Annotated in this window: 20 protein-coding genes; 11 read left to right on the top strand and 9 right to left on the bottom strand. The window is 40.5% G+C overall.

Annotated elements, in window-relative coordinates:
• Positions 1 to 188 precede the first annotated feature (188 nt).
• On the top strand, positions 189 to 1,088 hold the full coding sequence (xerD, locus tag UNH61_RS13445; RefSeq protein ID WP_326992459.1) for a site-specific tyrosine recombinase XerD: 900 nt from the start codon (positions 189 to 191) through the stop codon (positions 1,086 to 1,088).
• A 117-nt stretch (positions 1,089 to 1,205) separates the two neighbouring features.
• On the opposite strand, the gene UNH61_RS13440 is transcribed toward xerD, so the two are convergent.
• Positions 1,206 to 2,090: a hypothetical protein gene (locus UNH61_RS13440; RefSeq protein WP_326992458.1), complete on the bottom strand. Its 885-nt coding sequence runs from the start codon at positions 2,088 to 2,090 to the stop codon at positions 1,206 to 1,208.
• A gap of 281 nt (positions 2,091 to 2,371) precedes the next feature.
• Between UNH61_RS13440 and UNH61_RS13435 the strand changes: the two genes are divergently transcribed.
• The 10 genes from UNH61_RS13435 to UNH61_RS13390 all read left to right on the top strand — a co-directional run bounded on the left by UNH61_RS13435 (position 2,372) and on the right by UNH61_RS13390 (position 9,578).
• On the top strand, positions 2,372 to 3,622 hold the full coding sequence (locus tag UNH61_RS13435; protein ID WP_019974921.1) for a site-specific integrase: 1,251 nt from the start codon (positions 2,372 to 2,374) through the stop codon (positions 3,620 to 3,622).
• A 420-nt stretch (positions 3,623 to 4,042) separates the two neighbouring features.
• A complete protein-coding gene (locus tag UNH61_RS13430; RefSeq protein WP_055133026.1) occupies positions 4,043 to 4,435 on the top strand; it encodes a single-stranded DNA-binding protein in 393 nt (130 codons plus the stop codon).
• Positions 4,436 to 4,479: 44 nt separating this feature from the next.
• On the top strand, positions 4,480 to 5,553 hold the full coding sequence (locus tag UNH61_RS13425; protein ID WP_132772562.1) for a DUF932 domain-containing protein: 1,074 nt from the start codon (positions 4,480 to 4,482) through the stop codon (positions 5,551 to 5,553).
• Between the two features lie 51 nt (positions 5,554 to 5,604).
• Positions 5,605 to 5,811 (top strand): hypothetical protein, encoded by a 207-nt coding sequence (locus tag UNH61_RS13420; protein WP_055133024.1) that lies wholly within the window; start codon positions 5,605 to 5,607, stop codon positions 5,809 to 5,811.
• 4 nt (positions 5,812 to 5,815) lie between these two features.
• The gene (locus UNH61_RS13415) at positions 5,816 to 6,019 is read left to right on the top strand and encodes a hypothetical protein (RefSeq protein WP_026357465.1); all 204 of its coding nucleotides are present in this window, start codon (positions 5,816 to 5,818) and stop codon (positions 6,017 to 6,019) included.
• A 4-nt stretch (positions 6,020 to 6,023) separates the two neighbouring features.
• Positions 6,024 to 6,632: a PRTRC system protein E gene (locus UNH61_RS13410; protein ID WP_055133023.1), complete on the top strand. Its 609-nt coding sequence runs from the start codon at positions 6,024 to 6,026 to the stop codon at positions 6,630 to 6,632.
• An 18-nt stretch (positions 6,633 to 6,650) separates the two neighbouring features.
• The gene (locus UNH61_RS13405) at positions 6,651 to 6,869 is read left to right on the top strand and encodes a PRTRC system protein C (protein WP_055133022.1); all 219 of its coding nucleotides are present in this window, start codon (positions 6,651 to 6,653) and stop codon (positions 6,867 to 6,869) included.
• A gap of 17 nt (positions 6,870 to 6,886) precedes the next feature.
• A complete protein-coding gene (locus UNH61_RS13400; protein WP_055133021.1) occupies positions 6,887 to 8,053 on the top strand; it encodes a hypothetical protein in 1,167 nt (388 codons plus the stop codon).
• Positions 8,050 to 8,772: a PRTRC system protein B gene (locus tag UNH61_RS13395; protein WP_055133020.1), complete on the top strand. Its 723-nt coding sequence runs from the start codon at positions 8,050 to 8,052 to the stop codon at positions 8,770 to 8,772. The genes UNH61_RS13400 and UNH61_RS13395 overlap by 4 nt, the downstream gene beginning before the upstream one ends.
• Positions 8,772 to 9,578 carry a PRTRC system ThiF family protein gene (locus UNH61_RS13390; protein ID WP_055133019.1) on the top strand — a complete coding sequence of 269 codons (807 nt, stop codon included), beginning with the start codon at positions 8,772 to 8,774 and terminating at the stop codon, positions 9,576 to 9,578. Before UNH61_RS13395 ends, UNH61_RS13390 begins: the two co-directional genes overlap by 1 nt.
• A gap of 278 nt (positions 9,579 to 9,856) precedes the next feature.
• Here the strand turns inward: UNH61_RS13390 and UNH61_RS13385 are convergent, their stop codons facing one another.
• The 8 genes from UNH61_RS13385 to traN all read right to left on the bottom strand — a co-directional run bounded on the left by UNH61_RS13385 (position 9,857) and on the right by traN (position 15,047).
• A complete protein-coding gene (locus UNH61_RS13385) occupies positions 9,857 to 10,306 on the bottom strand; it encodes a response regulator transcription factor (RefSeq protein ID WP_055133018.1) in 450 nt (149 codons plus the stop codon).
• A 274-nt stretch (positions 10,307 to 10,580) separates the two neighbouring features.
• Positions 10,581 to 10,880 carry a helix-turn-helix domain-containing protein gene (locus UNH61_RS13380; RefSeq protein WP_019974910.1) on the bottom strand — a complete coding sequence of 100 codons (300 nt, stop codon included), beginning with the start codon at positions 10,878 to 10,880 and terminating at the stop codon, positions 10,581 to 10,583.
• Positions 10,861 to 11,172, bottom strand: coding sequence for a helix-turn-helix domain-containing protein (locus tag UNH61_RS13375; protein WP_019974909.1), 312 nt, complete (start codon positions 11,170 to 11,172; stop codon positions 10,861 to 10,863). The genes UNH61_RS13380 and UNH61_RS13375 overlap by 20 nt, the downstream gene beginning before the upstream one ends.
• 170 nt (positions 11,173 to 11,342) lie before the next feature.
• The gene (locus UNH61_RS13370; RefSeq protein ID WP_326992457.1) at positions 11,343 to 12,632 is read right to left on the bottom strand and encodes a hypothetical protein; all 1,290 of its coding nucleotides are present in this window, start codon (positions 12,630 to 12,632) and stop codon (positions 11,343 to 11,345) included.
• Between the two features lie 84 nt (positions 12,633 to 12,716).
• Positions 12,717 to 12,998 (bottom strand): hypothetical protein, encoded by a 282-nt coding sequence (locus tag UNH61_RS13365; protein ID WP_019974907.1) that lies wholly within the window; start codon positions 12,996 to 12,998, stop codon positions 12,717 to 12,719.
• A gap of 111 nt (positions 12,999 to 13,109) precedes the next feature.
• Positions 13,110 to 13,505: a DUF3872 domain-containing protein gene (locus UNH61_RS13360; protein ID WP_326992456.1), complete on the bottom strand. Its 396-nt coding sequence runs from the start codon at positions 13,503 to 13,505 to the stop codon at positions 13,110 to 13,112.
• Between the two features lie 66 nt (positions 13,506 to 13,571).
• A complete protein-coding gene (locus tag UNH61_RS13355) occupies positions 13,572 to 14,132 on the bottom strand; it encodes a conjugal transfer protein TraO (protein WP_055133016.1) in 561 nt (186 codons plus the stop codon).
• Between the two features lie 21 nt (positions 14,133 to 14,153).
• Positions 14,154 to 15,047 (bottom strand): conjugative transposon protein TraN, encoded by an 894-nt coding sequence (gene traN, locus UNH61_RS13350; RefSeq protein ID WP_055133015.1) that lies wholly within the window; start codon positions 15,045 to 15,047, stop codon positions 14,154 to 14,156.
• Positions 15,048 to 15,053: the final 6 nt, after the last annotated feature.

The following is a 15,053-nucleotide window of genomic DNA, read 5'->3' as shown; positions in this document are numbered from 1 at the left end:
AAGCATAAAATTTCATTGAAATAAGATACTCATTTACAGTATATTAATTAAATATTATTAAAGTAAGACAGTAAACAAAAGCGCATTTTACACTCCTCTCCCATTTTCAGGCCTTTAAAATCACTTTTTCGCCTCATTTTCGGGTAGCCGTTTCCGTTAATTTCTAAAAAGCGGCTATCTTGCCGGGTATGTGGGAATCGTACAGGAAATTGTTTAAAGGGTATCTCCGGCTGGAACGCTCTATGTCGGACAACTCCATTGAAGCTTACTTACGGGATGTCGAGAAACTGGAGCAATACCTGATGGCGCAGGGAAAAGAAGATCTGGGCCCGAAAGATGTTGCCCTCCAGGATCTCCAGGGCTGCGTTCAATGGATCGCCCAGCTGGGCATGACCGCCACCTCCCAGGCACGGATCATCTCGGGGCTGAAGGCATTCTATAAGTTCCTCCTGTTGGAAGACATGACCAAAGAAGATCCTACCCAATTACTGGAAGCCCCTAAAATACAACGCAAGCTCCCGGATGTACTGACGTTTGAGGAGATAGAAAAGATCATCGCCCAGATCCGCCTGGATACTGCCGAAGGGCACCGCAACAAAGCCATCCTGGAAACCATGTACAGCTGCGGCCTGAGGGTCAGCGAAGTCATTAACCTCCAGATCTCCCAGCTTCATATGGATGTGGGGTTCATCCGGGTGATCGGGAAAGGCGATAAAGAGCGGCTGGTTCCTATTGGTAAAGATGCCATGCACCAGATTGATATCTATCTTAATGATGTTCGTATAGCGCTACCTGTTAAACATGGCGCGGAGGATATCCTGTTCCTTAACCGCCGGGGCGGCCCCCTGAGCAGGGTGATGATTTTCCTGGTTATCAAGGATCTTGTGATAAAAGCGGGTATACAGAAAAACGTTTCGCCACATACTTTCCGGCATTCCTTTGCCACCCACCTGGTGGAAGGAGGCGCCGACCTCCGGGCTGTTCAGGAGATGCTGGGGCATGAGAGCATTACTACCACAGAGATCTACACGCACCTCGACCGGGAATATCTCCGCGATACGCTGGCGCGTTTTCACCCGCGCTTCTAGTAACTACCTAAAATGCAAAGCAGCCGCCTCGGGGAGTGACAGCTGCTTGCTTCTGCTGTTAATCGGGGAACAAACGAATGGTATTTGTGCCATGATAAGGAGATTCACACGCCGTTTTTATATCAGGCTGTGTGGGGTCAACAAACGGTAATTCTCACTCTTCTTATTCTTTCTGCGGCTCCGGGCAATCACTTCATTGAGCCAGTTTCCAATCTGCTCAGAAGCTCTTCTGACCCTGGAAGGCCGGTATATAATATTAAGCTGACTGCAGGGGCCCAGGTTCTTCCGCTCGGGAGTAGTGGCCACCCGCTTGTTTTCGGCCCATAGTAACCGGTCGTCGCGATAAATCTTGAAATACACATCCGGGCCATAAACGATAGATGACTGAACCGCGCTCCGCTCCAGCTGACGCCGGGAGAAATGCATGATATACCTGCCCTTTTCCCGTGTATGCGCGTGACCGATGACATGTCCGGTGACAGCATTATATGCTTCCACTTTAAGCTGAGCCCGGCCTTCGACATCCGACCGGTGTTTCACGACTCCGGCAATCACCCAGGCTCCGGCCCTGGCGTATATACTGCGCCAGATCGCCGCAGGAATTACATAGGCATAAGCGCCCACATATCCGTTGCTATGACGTTTCCACGGCAGCATCAGCCGGCTCAGGTGAAAGTTACGCGCCTGCAGTATCCCATTACTCCCGGGTAACCGGTCGAGGCACAGATCTACTTCCAGCTCTTCCGTAAACAGATGTACCTCATCCCATAGTAAACTGAAATTACCTTTTTCATCCAGCACCGCTTCTGCCAGCAGTTGATCCGCCTTCATCAGTACCTCCCGGGCTGATAAAGCTCTCATATCGTTGAAGATCCCCGCCATACCATTCAGATCGTTGCGGCGTACTGCTGGCAGGTAAACCCTGATCCGTGCATTGACCAGTGGTTCTACACAATCGTTGCTGATAAGTGCAGATATGTTTCCGATTAATAGGTAACTCATACTTTTTAATTTTTTTAAGAAAAAAAGATTAGTAAAAAGCAAAAATAAGCAAAACGATTAAACCCGTTGCTATACAATGCTTTATAAAACAGTAGTCTTAGTTTGGAACTCGGTGTCTGATAGGTTTTGGTCGTGAAAACACAAGGTTAGGTTACTAATTCGTTACCGATTGATAACGGTAATGATATAGCTTAACTGATTATATTTCAGTCTTTTGCACCCATTTTTATATTCCCTTGTAACTCAATGTAATTTAATTTTAAACATTAAACATTTGAGTTATGGAACAGACAAAAAAGTCCACGTTCAAACTGCTTTTCTACCTGAAAAAGAACGAACTGAAAAAGAACGGTAATGCACCAATTATGGCACGTATTACCATTGATGGAACACCTAAAACTTTCGGAACAAAGTTAGAAATCAATCCTAATAATTGGGATTTAAAATACGGAAGAGTTGAGGGAAAGAGTGCCACCGCTTTGAGCGTTAACCAAAAATTGGATAACATACGTGGACGTATCGACAAGATTTACGAAGATATGCTGAAGCACGAGGGGTTTGCAACCGCCCAAAAAGTAAAGCTCTCGTTTTTAGGTGTTGGTGTAATGGAAGATGCCGTACTAAAAGTCTTTAAAGACCAAAACGAAGACTTTGAAAAAATGGTCGCTAAGGGAAAACGCTCTCAAAGCACATATAGCAAGTACAACACTGTTTACAATCACCTTAGCGAATTTATAAGGGAGCGTTACCATCGTGACGATATGGCTTTCCGAGAACTCACTTCTGATTTTATCCGTGAGTTTGATTTCTTTCTTCGCATTGATAAGGAATGTACCCATAATACGGTTTGGGTTTACACAATGCCAGTTATTGCTTTGGCAGAATTGGCTATCAAGAAAGGCTTGATACGGGATAATCCTTTTGAAGATTATGAAATCAGTATGGAAGAAACCGACCGCAGCTACCTTTTAAAAGAGGATGTGGAAACTTTAATGCTCCTGAAACCATCTAAGCCCCGATATGAACTTGTAAAAGACCTTTTTATTTTCAGTTGCTTTACAGGGCTTTCTTACATTGATATTAAGAAACTGAAATGGAGCAATATCCAGTCTTTCTTTGATGGACACCAATGGATAATCAGCAGGAGGAAGAAATCAGATGTTGCCTCCAACGTCCGTCTTTTGGAAATCCCCAAACGCATCATTGAGAAATATCGTGGAGTTACAAGAAATGATTTTGTATTCCCAATGCCATCCAATGCGACTTGCAACACGCATATAGGTAAACTTATTGAGGAAGCGAGTATTGTTACAGAACAGAAAGTTACATTCCACACCGCCCGTCACACATTCGCCACAATGTTTTTGACCGAGGGCGTACCGCTTGAAAGCCTTAGCAAAATGATGGGGCATAAAAATATTTCCACCACACAGATTTACGCCAAAATCACAAGCCAAAAAATCAGTAAGGATATGGATTTAGTTGCCCCAAAATTTCAGGCTATGGAAGAAGCATTTTTAGCCGCAATCTGATTAACTTTTATTACTTCACTACAGAGCAGAACTTAACGGTTCTGCTTTTTTTATGCCCTTACTTTTCGATTATTCCAACCTCTATTTCAGGCTCTCATAGCCTGGTCATTTATTCCATAAAAATTAGAACAGAATATTTCCACAATCAACCGGTAAAAAGGCAGCTAAGTTATAGCGGGCAGCCACCGCACCCACCCACCAATAAAAAAAATGAATGAACGGTTTCCCCCTAAAGGAACCCCCATTAAATCATTTTTTTTCTTGGTCTTCGCTGTTGCCCGCTTGGATTATCTGCTTTCTTTTTTCCGGTTTTTCTTTTGGAAAAAATTATGCGAAGCGAAGCGGAGCAAACCACAACAGGAAGCAGGAAACGAGAAAAGCGAACGTAACAAAATGTACAACTTTTAAAACAGGACGATTATGAACATCACAGGAAGACTGACAAGGGATGCGGAAGTACGCACAACGTCAAACGGAAAACAAGTAGTAAACTTTTCAGTAGCGGTAAACGACAGCTACAAAACCAAACAGGGCGAACGAGTGGAGCAAACCGCCTATTTCGACTGCTCATATTGGAGAACCCCGAACGCAGTGAAGATACTCACCAAAGGTCTATTGGTAGAAGTGACTGGCAGGGTAAGCACAAGAGCGTGGGTAGGCAAAGACGGAGAAGCAAAGGCAGGTTTGAACTTTCATACCTCTGACTTCAAACCGCTTGCAGGAGGCAGGAGAGCCGAAACCATACAGGCTACTGCACAATCTGAAAGCAACGGATTTACAACACAGGGAGTAGATGACGACCTCCCATTTTAACAACGAGTATTCAATCATTTTTTAACATCAAAATTTTAAGCATTATGGCACATAATATCAATTTCAACGAGAGAACAGGGCGTTATTCATTTTTCAGCGTTCAAAAAAAAGCGTGGCACAACTTGGGGCAAATCGTGGAGCAATACCCGACAAGCGAGGAAGCTATCAAATACGCAGGGTTAGATTACGAAGTCATAAAATCCCCACTATTTACAAAAGGTTCGGGCATTATCGAAACTGCCAACGGCATAGAGATAGGCAGTAGCGAATTGGAAGTACCTAACTATTTCGCCAACATACGCACCGATAACAACGCAGTATTGGGCGTAGTCGGCAAGGATTACCACATAGTACAAAACCGTGAAGCCTTTAATTTCTTTGATGCTATTGTAGGTGGTGGCGAGGGGATTTTATACGAAACCGCAGGAGCGTTAGGCAACGGAGAACGCATTTTTATCACAGCCAAATTGCCCGACTATATCCGTGTAGGTAATGGCGATGATGTAACAGAAAAGTACATTTTCCTAACCACTTCGCACGATGGTAGCGGAAGTATTACAGCCGCATTTACGCCTATCAGAATTGTTTGTCAAAACACCTTAAACGCTTCGTTACGCAGTATGACCAATGTAGTCCGTATCAAGCACACTTCGGGGGCAAAACAACGTATCGAGAATGCTCACAAGATTATGGGACTTGCCAACACATTGAGCAACCAATTAGAGGGCATTTTCAACGAATGGGCAAAAGTAAAGGTAACAGACCGAGAGGTAAGAAAGCTAATACAGTTGGCACTTTGCCCAAATAAAGAAACGCTTGACCTAATCAAAAAAGGTGCGGATGATGAAATTTCCACCGTGTTCAAAAACACCGTTGAGGATGCTTTTGCTTATGCGATGATAAGCGATACACAGCAAATGGACACTACCAAAGGCACGTTGTTCGGAGCGTATAATGCTGTGACAGGGTACTATCAGAACGTGAGAAATTACAAGAACGATGAAGCCAAGTTGCAAAGTATTGTATTGGGTGGTACTGCCCAACTCAAATCACAAAAAGCATTTGAATTGTGTAGTGATTTTGCCTTAGATGGTGCGGAAATCCTAAACCTTAATTAAATAACAACAGGCTACCGCCTTAATCGGTGGTAGCCTTATAAAACAACGGATATGAAAGCAAAAACAATAGAGGAAGCAAAAAGTATGGCTAAAGACAAGAGCCTTGAAACACAATACAAAGACGAAGCTATTTACATCATCTATTGCAGTAGAACCGAGTATTTCTATGTAGATACCAATAGCCTAATACGACTTTGGGAACAGCTATTTGGCTATTATGAAAATGGAGTTTATACCGCTGAAAAACCACACTCATAAAGCTATGCAAGTAACAGATTTGAACGGTTGCCCCATTGAGATAACGAACCTTAAAGAAGCCATTAAAATGGCAAGGCAATATAAAGAGTACCGACACGAGGACAAAAGTTTTTCAGAGTTCGACAAAAAGCTAAAAGCCTATTGGACGGATATGTTTGAGAAACTGACAACAATCAAAAAACGATTAGACGAAACTTTAAAATTTTAGAACAATGAACACAAATTTTTTCAATCAGATACAGCAGTTGGACTTTACAGGAGTTTTACAACTGAACATTTCAAAAGGAATAGAAAGCAACTTAATCGTAACAGTATTGCTCAACAACGAACAATGCGGAGATAGTGCCAAAAACGGTATTCCCCCATTGACATTTAACGCCACGCCCCAAGAGTTTGACGAGGGATTTTTTGAGCAGATAACCACACCTATACAAAAGGTATCGGGCTTAATGGTGGATATGGAGAAATTCTTAAAGCAATTGGAAGAAGTTAAAAAGCAATCGGCAATCGAGAAAGAAAAAGCCGAAAAGGAGAAAAAGGAAAAAGAAGCCAAAGACAAGAAGTTTAAAGATGCTATGGCAAAGGCTGACGAGTTGGAGAAAGAGGGCAAGTTCCGTGATGCGTGGATGAAAGTACCCGATATAACGGAGTTCCCCGAAAAAGCGGACGAGATACGCAAGCGTAAAACATCATTGTCCGACAAGTTTGCCACACCAAGCCTTTTCGGGGCAATGGAAGAAGCAAAACCCGAACCGCAAAAAGAGGAAGAAGTTACTGCCGATTATCCTATTGATGAAGCGGACGAAGAAGAACAGTATTAACACTTAAAAACGACCATTATGTTATTAGCAACCCAATTAGAGCGAGTATTTATCCTCAATGATAAAGGACAGGACATCAGACTGACCGACCCAGAACCACGTTGGAGCGTGGAAGCCGTAATGAATTTTTACGCCAATATGTACCCGATTTTGACAACAGCAAAAGCATCCGCACCGCAAATCAAAGATGATGCGGTAGAGTACAAATTTGAAAGCGTAATGGGTACGAAAGGTTAAACAAAAATTATAAAACGATGAATTATGCAACGCAATATCATATCGGGAACAATCAGCATACCCGAACAGAAACGACAACAGCAGTTACACCGACAGTTGGGCGAGTTCGCAAATTGGCTACAAAGACCAAAGGACGCAAACCAAGTGCAGAAAGACAAACAGAAATCCGTACCAATAGCAATGCTACCAATGGTATTCTAAAGTGTACGTTTCTGCCTAAACTGAAAATAGCACAATCCGTACAGGCTTGTCAGAAAACGGAGAGGGATTTTTACAAGTCCCTTTCCCGACTTGCTGAACATTACAGCATTGAGCCAATGCAGACCAAAGATTTTGATTTTCCATACAATATAACATTGTCTATGTGGGATATGGAAACCAAAGTAAAACGTACCAACATAAATTGGGATAGTTTCAAATTGGTACAGGATAGTAAGAAAACCTTTTTTGTGAGCGAGGAAAGGTATAATGTAGGTACAACCTTGTATTATATTCCTATTGCACCACTCTTTAAAATGCTCAAAGACCCGAAACGTAAAAAGACCGCACAGGTACTTTTATCGGTATGCAGTTATCTGTACCATATTGCCGATGTACCGTATTACAGGCAGGAAGACAGCTATTTGTATTGGTTGTATGAAACGCATAAAGATTGGGTAGAACAGGATGATGAAACAGACGAAACCGAAACGTATAAAAGTGAGTTGAGAAATGCCGAATATATTGGCGACAATATAGAACAAAAGCTATTTAACCGTATCAATCTAAAGGTATTTGAACAGCGTTTGAGCCGATTTAAAAGCCTTGATACATTCGACAGGGAATGTTGGCAGATAGCTTGTAATGCTTTTGTCCTTTATACGGAATATCCGAACGCAACCATTTTCAGAAATGCACCATTGCCCGAAGAAGACCCCTATAATGATGATTACGAAAATGAAGCAATCGGAATGGAAAAGTATATCTCTTTTATTTCCGATACCAAAGGTTGGTTATATGAAAGCCTTAAAGAAAGCATCAACAACGAGTTTAACGAGTGCGGAGTATTGGAAGAACCGACCATTTGCAAAGCCTTTGACGGAAGCAAAATAAAGACAAACAACCTTGATTTTGAAAACCGCCTGTTTACCTTATTGGACGACCTATGCACTCTATTGTATGACTATAAAACAACAGAAAAATGAACACCATAAACAACATAACCAAAGATTTCGGCACATTGTACTATCCAAAATCCGCTTTGGTTTTCTATGAAACCAAAGGAACAGATACAGCAATGTACGTGGAGCATTTCGATATGGATAGCAACGGAACGCCTACCAATGCCCACCCATTGACAGTAAAAGAAGCCAACGTATTATCAATGGCTTTACAGACCGATGAAGAAAAGAATAAAGCCTTTTTAAAGCCAAAGGGAATTTTGCCGACAAACATTTTGCATATCAATCAGAGTGCAGAAAATGGTGCGGTACTTTGGTACACCAAATCAAAGCAAAGGCAACTGTATTTTGTAGATAGTTTGGGCATACCCAACGGAAAGGCACAAGTACCGCCAATGCTTTGGTTAGCGAGCAAAAGCAGTCTTACTGTATTTGCTTTGGCAAACGACAGAAGACCCACCGAGAAAACGCCATTGCATTACGTTCCTTTCTTCAATATCTATGAAAAGGGCAATGTATGTATGGGTACTGTTAGTATTGACATTAAAAATTCGACTTCGGTTGAGGAATTTATACAGGCGTGGGAACATTATTTTTTCAATTCCTATTTCAGCCATTCATTATGCGAGAACCTCACGAAAAAAAACATTGTAAACCTTTGGAAAGACCTTATCAATACTGATAAACCTTTTCCGAAAGAAGTATTAAAAAAGAATAACAAAACCCTTAAAAATCTATTGTGATGAATACAGCAAAAACAGCAATCCATTTTACGGACAATTATCTGCTCAATCCGACAAACCCAATTTCGGTAAACCTTATCGGGGCAGGTGGCACAGGCTCAAAAGTATTGACCGCTTTAATGGAAATAAACGAGAGCTTGATAGCGTTGGGACACGCAGGGTTGCAAGTCCGCCTTTGGGATGATGATGTTATCACGAGTGCCAATTTAGGCAGACAGCGTTTTTTTGAAAGTGAAACAGGATTGTACAAATCGGTTGCATTGATAAACCGTATCAATCGTTGCATCGGTACAAATTGGAAAGCCGAAACGGTAAAATTTGAAAAGGACAAGTTTGGCAGAATACCCGAAAAAGCAAGGGCAATCATTACTATTACTTGTGTGGACAATGTACAGGCGAGGTTTGGCGTTGCTGAAATTCTTAAAGAAATAAGTTACCGCAGACACTACCAAGATGAGCCGAAATATTGGTTGGATTTTGGCAACAGCCAAGATACAGGACAAGTGCTACTATCTACTATCGGAGAGATAAAGCAACCCAATTCAGAGAAATACCAAACGGTGGCAAGCCTGCCATTTGTTACCGATGAATTTGGCGAATTGCTGAAGCAATCCGAACAAGAGGATAACACGCCAAGTTGCTCACTTGCCGAAGCGTTGGAACACCAGGACTTGTTTATCAATTCCTCATTAACCCAAATGGGTTGTTCTTTGCTGTGGAACTTATTTCGCAGGGGAATGACTGAATACAAAGGATTTTTTCACAATCTGAAAGATTTCCGCACCCACCCGATAAAAGTCGCCTGACCCGAAAAGTCGGGCGGCAAAAAGACAGATCCTCCCGATGGTCGGGACAGTCTTTTTGCATCAAATCGGTGCAACCCCTTTGTCAAAATGCACCGCTACACAATTTCCTTTCTCTACCTTTTACCAAACAGGTTGCGACATTATTGTGTGGGATATTCATTATCCCAATGATTAGGTATGCAATGACTTCTTTTCTTTTCACATAAGCGACCAAAGAAAAGAAGCAAAAGAACGCCGCTTGATTAGAACAGATATTTTATACTATTATAATCGGAACGTTACTTATTACTGAAATATTCCTGTGCAATTTCCGCTACTCCCACACTAAAATATCTACCGCCATTGGTAACAACATCAATAGCTTTTTTAAAATCGTCCGTATCGCTACCAATGAGCAAATAACCTGTAAAACCAATTTCCAAAAGAGGTTTTACGGCTTTTTCTGCATCAATATCATTATGTGCAATCAGGTTAATGGTTGGATATTGTGTTCTCAATTCTTGAAGCTGTGCCAGCACATTCTTATTGTAAAAATCAAGGTCAATAATACAAACGTTGGGGAGTGTTTTTAATGCTGATAATTGGGATAGTCCGTCTTCAATGTTTTCAGAGCGGAACGATACTTCAATTCCTGAAGCAGCGAGGTCGTTGCAGGTCAAATCCAAAATCGGGCTTTTATCATTGATAAAGGCGAGGGTAATTTTTTTTTGTGCTGTACCAGTTTCCATATCATTACTTTTTTGAGTTGATGTAGCCCTGCACAAAAAAAAGAAGCGCAGGCAACCACACTTACCGATACTGAGGCACTGGTACGCCTTAATCCCCGAATAAGCGAGCGCCCACGCCTATGACGTGAGCGTTCTTACTTATTGTCTTGGGGATACAAAAAATTACCAGTTTTCAGTACCAAGACCTAAAGCAAAAACACTTTAAGTATTGTTATATTTTACATAGCAAATATACTAAAGTCCTTCCGTTGAAACATAGTCAGAACAAAATTAATTACAAGCAATGTCTGTCATTGGCTATATAGTTCTGTTCTAAGACGGTCAGAATATCACTTTCCTTATAGATTATCTTGCCCCCAATTTGTATAAACGGCAGGATATTATCGTCACGGTATTGCTGTAAAGTCCGTTTGCTGATATGGAGCAGCTTGCATACATCTTCGCCCGACAAGTATATTTCTCCGTTCATTACAGGACGGTAGTTTTTCAATATTTCTTCAATACGGTTTCTCAACTGCATTATCATTTCCTGATGGGCGATGATTTCTTCCGTTTCATTCGTCAGTAAATCCATTGTCGTTGGTATTGTACGGCTGTCCGGCTTCGAGTAAAGCCTGTACGTCCGAGCGTTTATAATAATTCTTGCGGTTCAGTTTGGAATATGGCAATAAGCCTTTGTCCTTATAGGTCTGCAAAGTCCGTTTGGTAATGTTCATCATCAAACACACTTCCTGGTTGTCGAGCCATTGCTCTTCTTTGAAAATCGGCGTGTATTTCCGTACAGCATTTTCGGTCATTTCCAAAATTTCCCTTAGCTCATTTTTCATTCCGTCCAATGCGGATTTTTGTATTGCGATAACTTCCATTTTTTGCTCATTTTTTCTGTGGAAGTCGAAGATATTAAGGGGTGTTACAGGGTTGGAAAATGTAGTATTGATTGGCGTTGAAAGGTAGTGTTTGGCGGTTTACTACCTCTGTAAACAAAAAATCGGATAACCTTTTGGCTATCCGATTTGATATTGCTTATTCACAATATTTAAGCAAAGTATTTTTTTAATTTCTCTGGTATCTCTACATTATCAGTTTGCAAAATATTTTTATATTCAATGGTAATGGTACTACCATCAATAAATATATTATTAAATCTTTCCAATAACCAATCAGAATTATCTCGTTGATTATAGTGCTCAACTAATCTCATAATTATATCCTTATCGGACGGGCAATTTTTGATTATTCCGGAAATAATATCAGCTCTATCGTTTACCCATAAATATGACTTATACCCAATAAAACTAATGTTGTTTAAAATCACTTGTTTAAAAGTATCTAAGATGCCATTTCCTGATAATATCTGATGCTCATTGATGGTTGGAGAATATTCTCTTATAGCATTTAATATAGTTTTATTTGCTTCTGCTATTTCATTTTGTGGGATTAAACCATTTCTTAAAAAAGAAGTATATAATCCTAAAATGTTGTTGCAAGAAGTTAATTGTGTTTTCCAAAATTTTCGGACTTCTTCCTCATTAAAATTAAAGCTCAAAATTTTATCAGGATGGTTCGACAGAAAGTCTTTTAAATAATACTTATTGGCTTTGACAATAGCAATCAAACTATCGTTTACAAAACCTTTATTTACCTCTAAACTTTTACTAATTAGTTCCTCTTTCCTTATAGATAAGTCGAAATCCCATTCTCCATTATTTAATAATGCTTCCCAAAAATGTTTCAATTTTGACCTTTCTACTGAAAATTCAATCTCTTGAATTAATGGAGAAATGTCTTTATCCGGTGGAGTAATAGTTGGGTCAAAATGTTTATGAATTTTATTTATCAGAGATTGCATTCCACCCTCTATTGTTATTTTGGACATATTACTCTCTATAAATGCCCAAAAAGCCTCAATATGAAAAGTGTCTATAATATTATCCTTGTAATGAGCGCAGTCATTCCTTCTATCTTTCCAATATTTTATTTGTAATCGTAGATTGTCATTAAGGTTAAATATTGGGTCTTTAGTGCGTTCTTTTGTAGTCTGGTCAGTTTTTTCTTGTTGTTGAGTTGCATCAAATACACTTGCTTCCCACAAGTCTTCATTTTGTAATTTTGAGATTATTTTGTCCCATTCCCCTTGGGGAAATAAGTTTGGTTTAGTTCCTCCAATTATTCTTTCCTTCAGTATCGTCAGAAAAGCCAAATATGAAAATAATAATGAGGCTCTATTCGCTCCAGCTTTATAGCAAGTAACGGCATCTGTAAATAGTACATTTACATCTTCTGAAAAATTATTATTATCAATCCAATTTTCAATTCGTAGTTTCATTCAAATTATATTTTGCCTAAAGCTGTTTAAGATACTACAAAATTATACAAATATCTTAAGTGGCAACTTGAATGAGCAGATTGATTATCGAGGGTTTTGTATCTCCACTTTTTGCAGTTCCTTTTCCTTTTTCATTTGGCTGTAAGTCCATATACAGACAATACCGACAACAATTAAAGCATAGGCAATCCATTTGCCGATACGTTCTATAAAACGGGTAAATACAGATGCTTCAAAACTCGAAAATCCCTCTGCACCCATACCATTACGCCTGTAAAATTTCCTGCGGTTTATCCAATAAATAAGCACTATCGCAATAACGATAACAATAATACCAAACACCAATTGAGCCGTAACTGTATCCATACCCGTTAAGATTATAATTCAAGTAAATTTAAACAAAAAACAACGTACACCGAAAGCTGAAAAGCAAAAAACCGACCTGTAACAGTCGGTTTTGCTTTTATATAAGTAGCATTAATCACTACTGTTGAACTGAAAGCTCAACTGCTTTTCGTTACCGAAGTTATCCGAAATCCAAACCTCAAAGGATTGTGATACGGTAGATGACGAAGTGTAATACAACCGGAACTGCTCCGTTGGCAACGAATACAAATCGTTTGGCAAATACGGTGGTTCGTCATAATACCGCAATGTGCCTTGACCGTCAAATTGGAAGTAGCGGAGAAAATATTGCGTATTGCTGTAATTGCCTGTTCGCTGTATGGTAATCCGTATCTCTACGGTCTGCCCACTGGCAACATCTTTGGGTACAGGCATTACTTTGACCTCAAAAGGGAAATCGTTCTGTATTTCGAGTTCATCGTCTTTGCTACAAGATACCAACGTAACCGAAGCTGTGAGGATTGCCAAGAGTACATATATTGAGCTTAATCCTATCCTGAATTTATTGAATATTGCTATCATTGTTTTTACGTTTTAAAAATTAAACCTTAATCCCACGCCTGCGGACGGTCGGAACTGTTCCAAGTCTGTACCCCACAAAACCTTTGTACGCCCTTGCAGGACTAACACAAAACGGTCGGACAGGTACGTTTCAAATGTGAGCCGTCCACCAGCTCCGTAGATAAAATTATCCTCGCTCAAAATTTTTGCTCCGTCATACAACATTGCTTCGCCACGGTTGATACTTTCGTAACCGACTACACCTGTTATTCCGAAGTTCAGCGTGATGTTCTTACGGGCATCGCCCAAGAGGAAGAAGCTGTAACCGCCCTCTGCGGTATAAGTTTCCTGCGGTATGCGGAGGGCTTTATAATCGTGGTATTGATGAGTGTATTCCAACGCCCAAAGCTGATAGTTACCATTTTTGCCGTTTACGGTCATTGCTACATTGATATAATAATCGTTACCGATTTTATCATTGGACAGCACACCCGTACTCACTTCCAATCCTTTCTGTTTAGGTAACATTCTTTGTGCCTGTGTGACCGTGATGGCCATAAAGATGAGCATCACGGTATAGATATACTTTTTCATATTATTTACTTTAAAAGGTTATTAAAATTTCAGGTGCATATCGTTAATCAAACGGGCTTTGATTAAGTCGGAATTTTCTATCTGGAGCGTTTGATGCCTGCCTCCGTTTTTCTCGAAAATCTCAATCAGCAGTACCTTGTCATCGGCAATGGTAAATTGGTCTAACAGGAAGACGTTTTGTTCGATTGTTTTTCCGGCAATGTCGTCCAGTGGCTTGTAAGTCCTAAGCGGTATCATCGGGCGTTCCTGTACTACGGTACGTTTGGCTACCTTTTTATCCACTACCTTGAAATTCACAAAATCAATCTGAAATGGCACATTGGTACGGTTTCTCAATTCCGTATGGAAATAGTATTTGCCGTTGTGTATGTAAATGCCTTTGAGGATAAACTGAATACCGAAGCTCTTAGCCCCGATATGCTTTACAATACGTTTGTCTTTCTTGTAAATCGTTTCCAACAGCAAGCCTGCCAATGACGGAGAATTGTTGCCCAATTCTTCAAAAAGCACATCGTTACCATTGGCTTTATCTACTGCCTTTTGCATCGTGAGCAGGTCATAGCTCATTGCCTCCGGATAGGAACTGTAATACACATTGAAGCTGTAAAAACGCCCGTCATTGGTAATGACAGAAAAATTGGTTTCGGGTTCAAAATCCCTTACCGATGCTTTTACACGCAACACGTTTTCCGCATCTTCCGCTTTCCCTGCAATCAGGTATTCGCTACCCAAATCCACGTAACGAATGGCAGTCGGGAAAATCAGGTGCGAAGTTTTATCGTAGGTCACTTCCATTTTATACGGTTCTATCTTGCCCAATGCAAGTTTAGTTCTTGCACTATCCTGTGCGTAAGACTGTACGGCAAAGCCGAGTATCAGGGCAAATGCCCAAAAGATTTTTAAATGATTTTTCATTGTTTT

The sequence above is a fragment of the Chitinophaga sp. 180180018-3 genome (assembly GCF_037893185.1).
GTDB lineage: Bacteria > Bacteroidota > Bacteroidia > Chitinophagales > Chitinophagaceae > Chitinophaga.
Note: the sequence above shows the minus strand (reverse complement) of the source record. Positions and strands in the feature narration are given on the sequence as shown.

Bases quoted from the DNA above. Each gene is read 5' to 3' on its own strand.
- xerD (WP_326992459.1), top strand. From the start codon at position 189: ATGTGGGAATCGTACAGGAAATTGTTTAAAGGGTATCTCCGGCTGGAA.
- UNH61_RS13440 (WP_326992458.1), bottom strand. From the start codon at position 2,090: ATGAGTTACCTATTAATCGGAAACATATCTGCACTTATCAGCAACGAT.
- UNH61_RS13435 (WP_019974921.1), top strand. From the start codon at position 2,372: ATGGAACAGACAAAAAAGTCCACGTTCAAACTGCTTTTCTACCTGAAA.
- UNH61_RS13430 (WP_055133026.1), top strand. From the start codon at position 4,043: ATGAACATCACAGGAAGACTGACAAGGGATGCGGAAGTACGCACAACG.
- UNH61_RS13425 (WP_132772562.1), top strand. From the start codon at position 4,480: ATGGCACATAATATCAATTTCAACGAGAGAACAGGGCGTTATTCATTT.
- UNH61_RS13420 (WP_055133024.1), top strand. From the start codon at position 5,605: ATGAAAGCAAAAACAATAGAGGAAGCAAAAAGTATGGCTAAAGACAAG.
- UNH61_RS13415 (WP_026357465.1), top strand. From the start codon at position 5,816: ATGCAAGTAACAGATTTGAACGGTTGCCCCATTGAGATAACGAACCTT.
- UNH61_RS13410 (WP_055133023.1), top strand. From the start codon at position 6,024: ATGAACACAAATTTTTTCAATCAGATACAGCAGTTGGACTTTACAGGA.
- UNH61_RS13405 (WP_055133022.1), top strand. From the start codon at position 6,651: ATGTTATTAGCAACCCAATTAGAGCGAGTATTTATCCTCAATGATAAA.
- UNH61_RS13400 (WP_055133021.1), top strand. From the start codon at position 6,887: ATGAATTATGCAACGCAATATCATATCGGGAACAATCAGCATACCCGA.
- UNH61_RS13395 (WP_055133020.1), top strand. From the start codon at position 8,050: ATGAACACCATAAACAACATAACCAAAGATTTCGGCACATTGTACTAT.
- UNH61_RS13390 (WP_055133019.1), top strand. From the start codon at position 8,772: ATGAATACAGCAAAAACAGCAATCCATTTTACGGACAATTATCTGCTC.
- UNH61_RS13385 (WP_055133018.1), bottom strand. From the start codon at position 10,306: ATGGAAACTGGTACAGCACAAAAAAAAATTACCCTCGCCTTTATCAAT.
- UNH61_RS13380 (WP_019974910.1), bottom strand. From the start codon at position 10,880: ATGGATTTACTGACGAATGAAACGGAAGAAATCATCGCCCATCAGGAA.
- UNH61_RS13375 (WP_019974909.1), bottom strand. From the start codon at position 11,172: ATGGAAGTTATCGCAATACAAAAATCCGCATTGGACGGAATGAAAAAT.
- UNH61_RS13370 (WP_326992457.1), bottom strand. From the start codon at position 12,632: ATGAAACTACGAATTGAAAATTGGATTGATAATAATAATTTTTCAGAA.
- UNH61_RS13365 (WP_019974907.1), bottom strand. From the start codon at position 12,998: ATGGATACAGTTACGGCTCAATTGGTGTTTGGTATTATTGTTATCGTT.
- UNH61_RS13355 (WP_055133016.1), bottom strand. From the start codon at position 14,132: ATGAAAAAGTATATCTATACCGTGATGCTCATCTTTATGGCCATCACG.
- traN (WP_055133015.1), bottom strand. From the start codon at position 15,047: ATGAAAAATCATTTAAAAATCTTTTGGGCATTTGCCCTGATACTCGGC.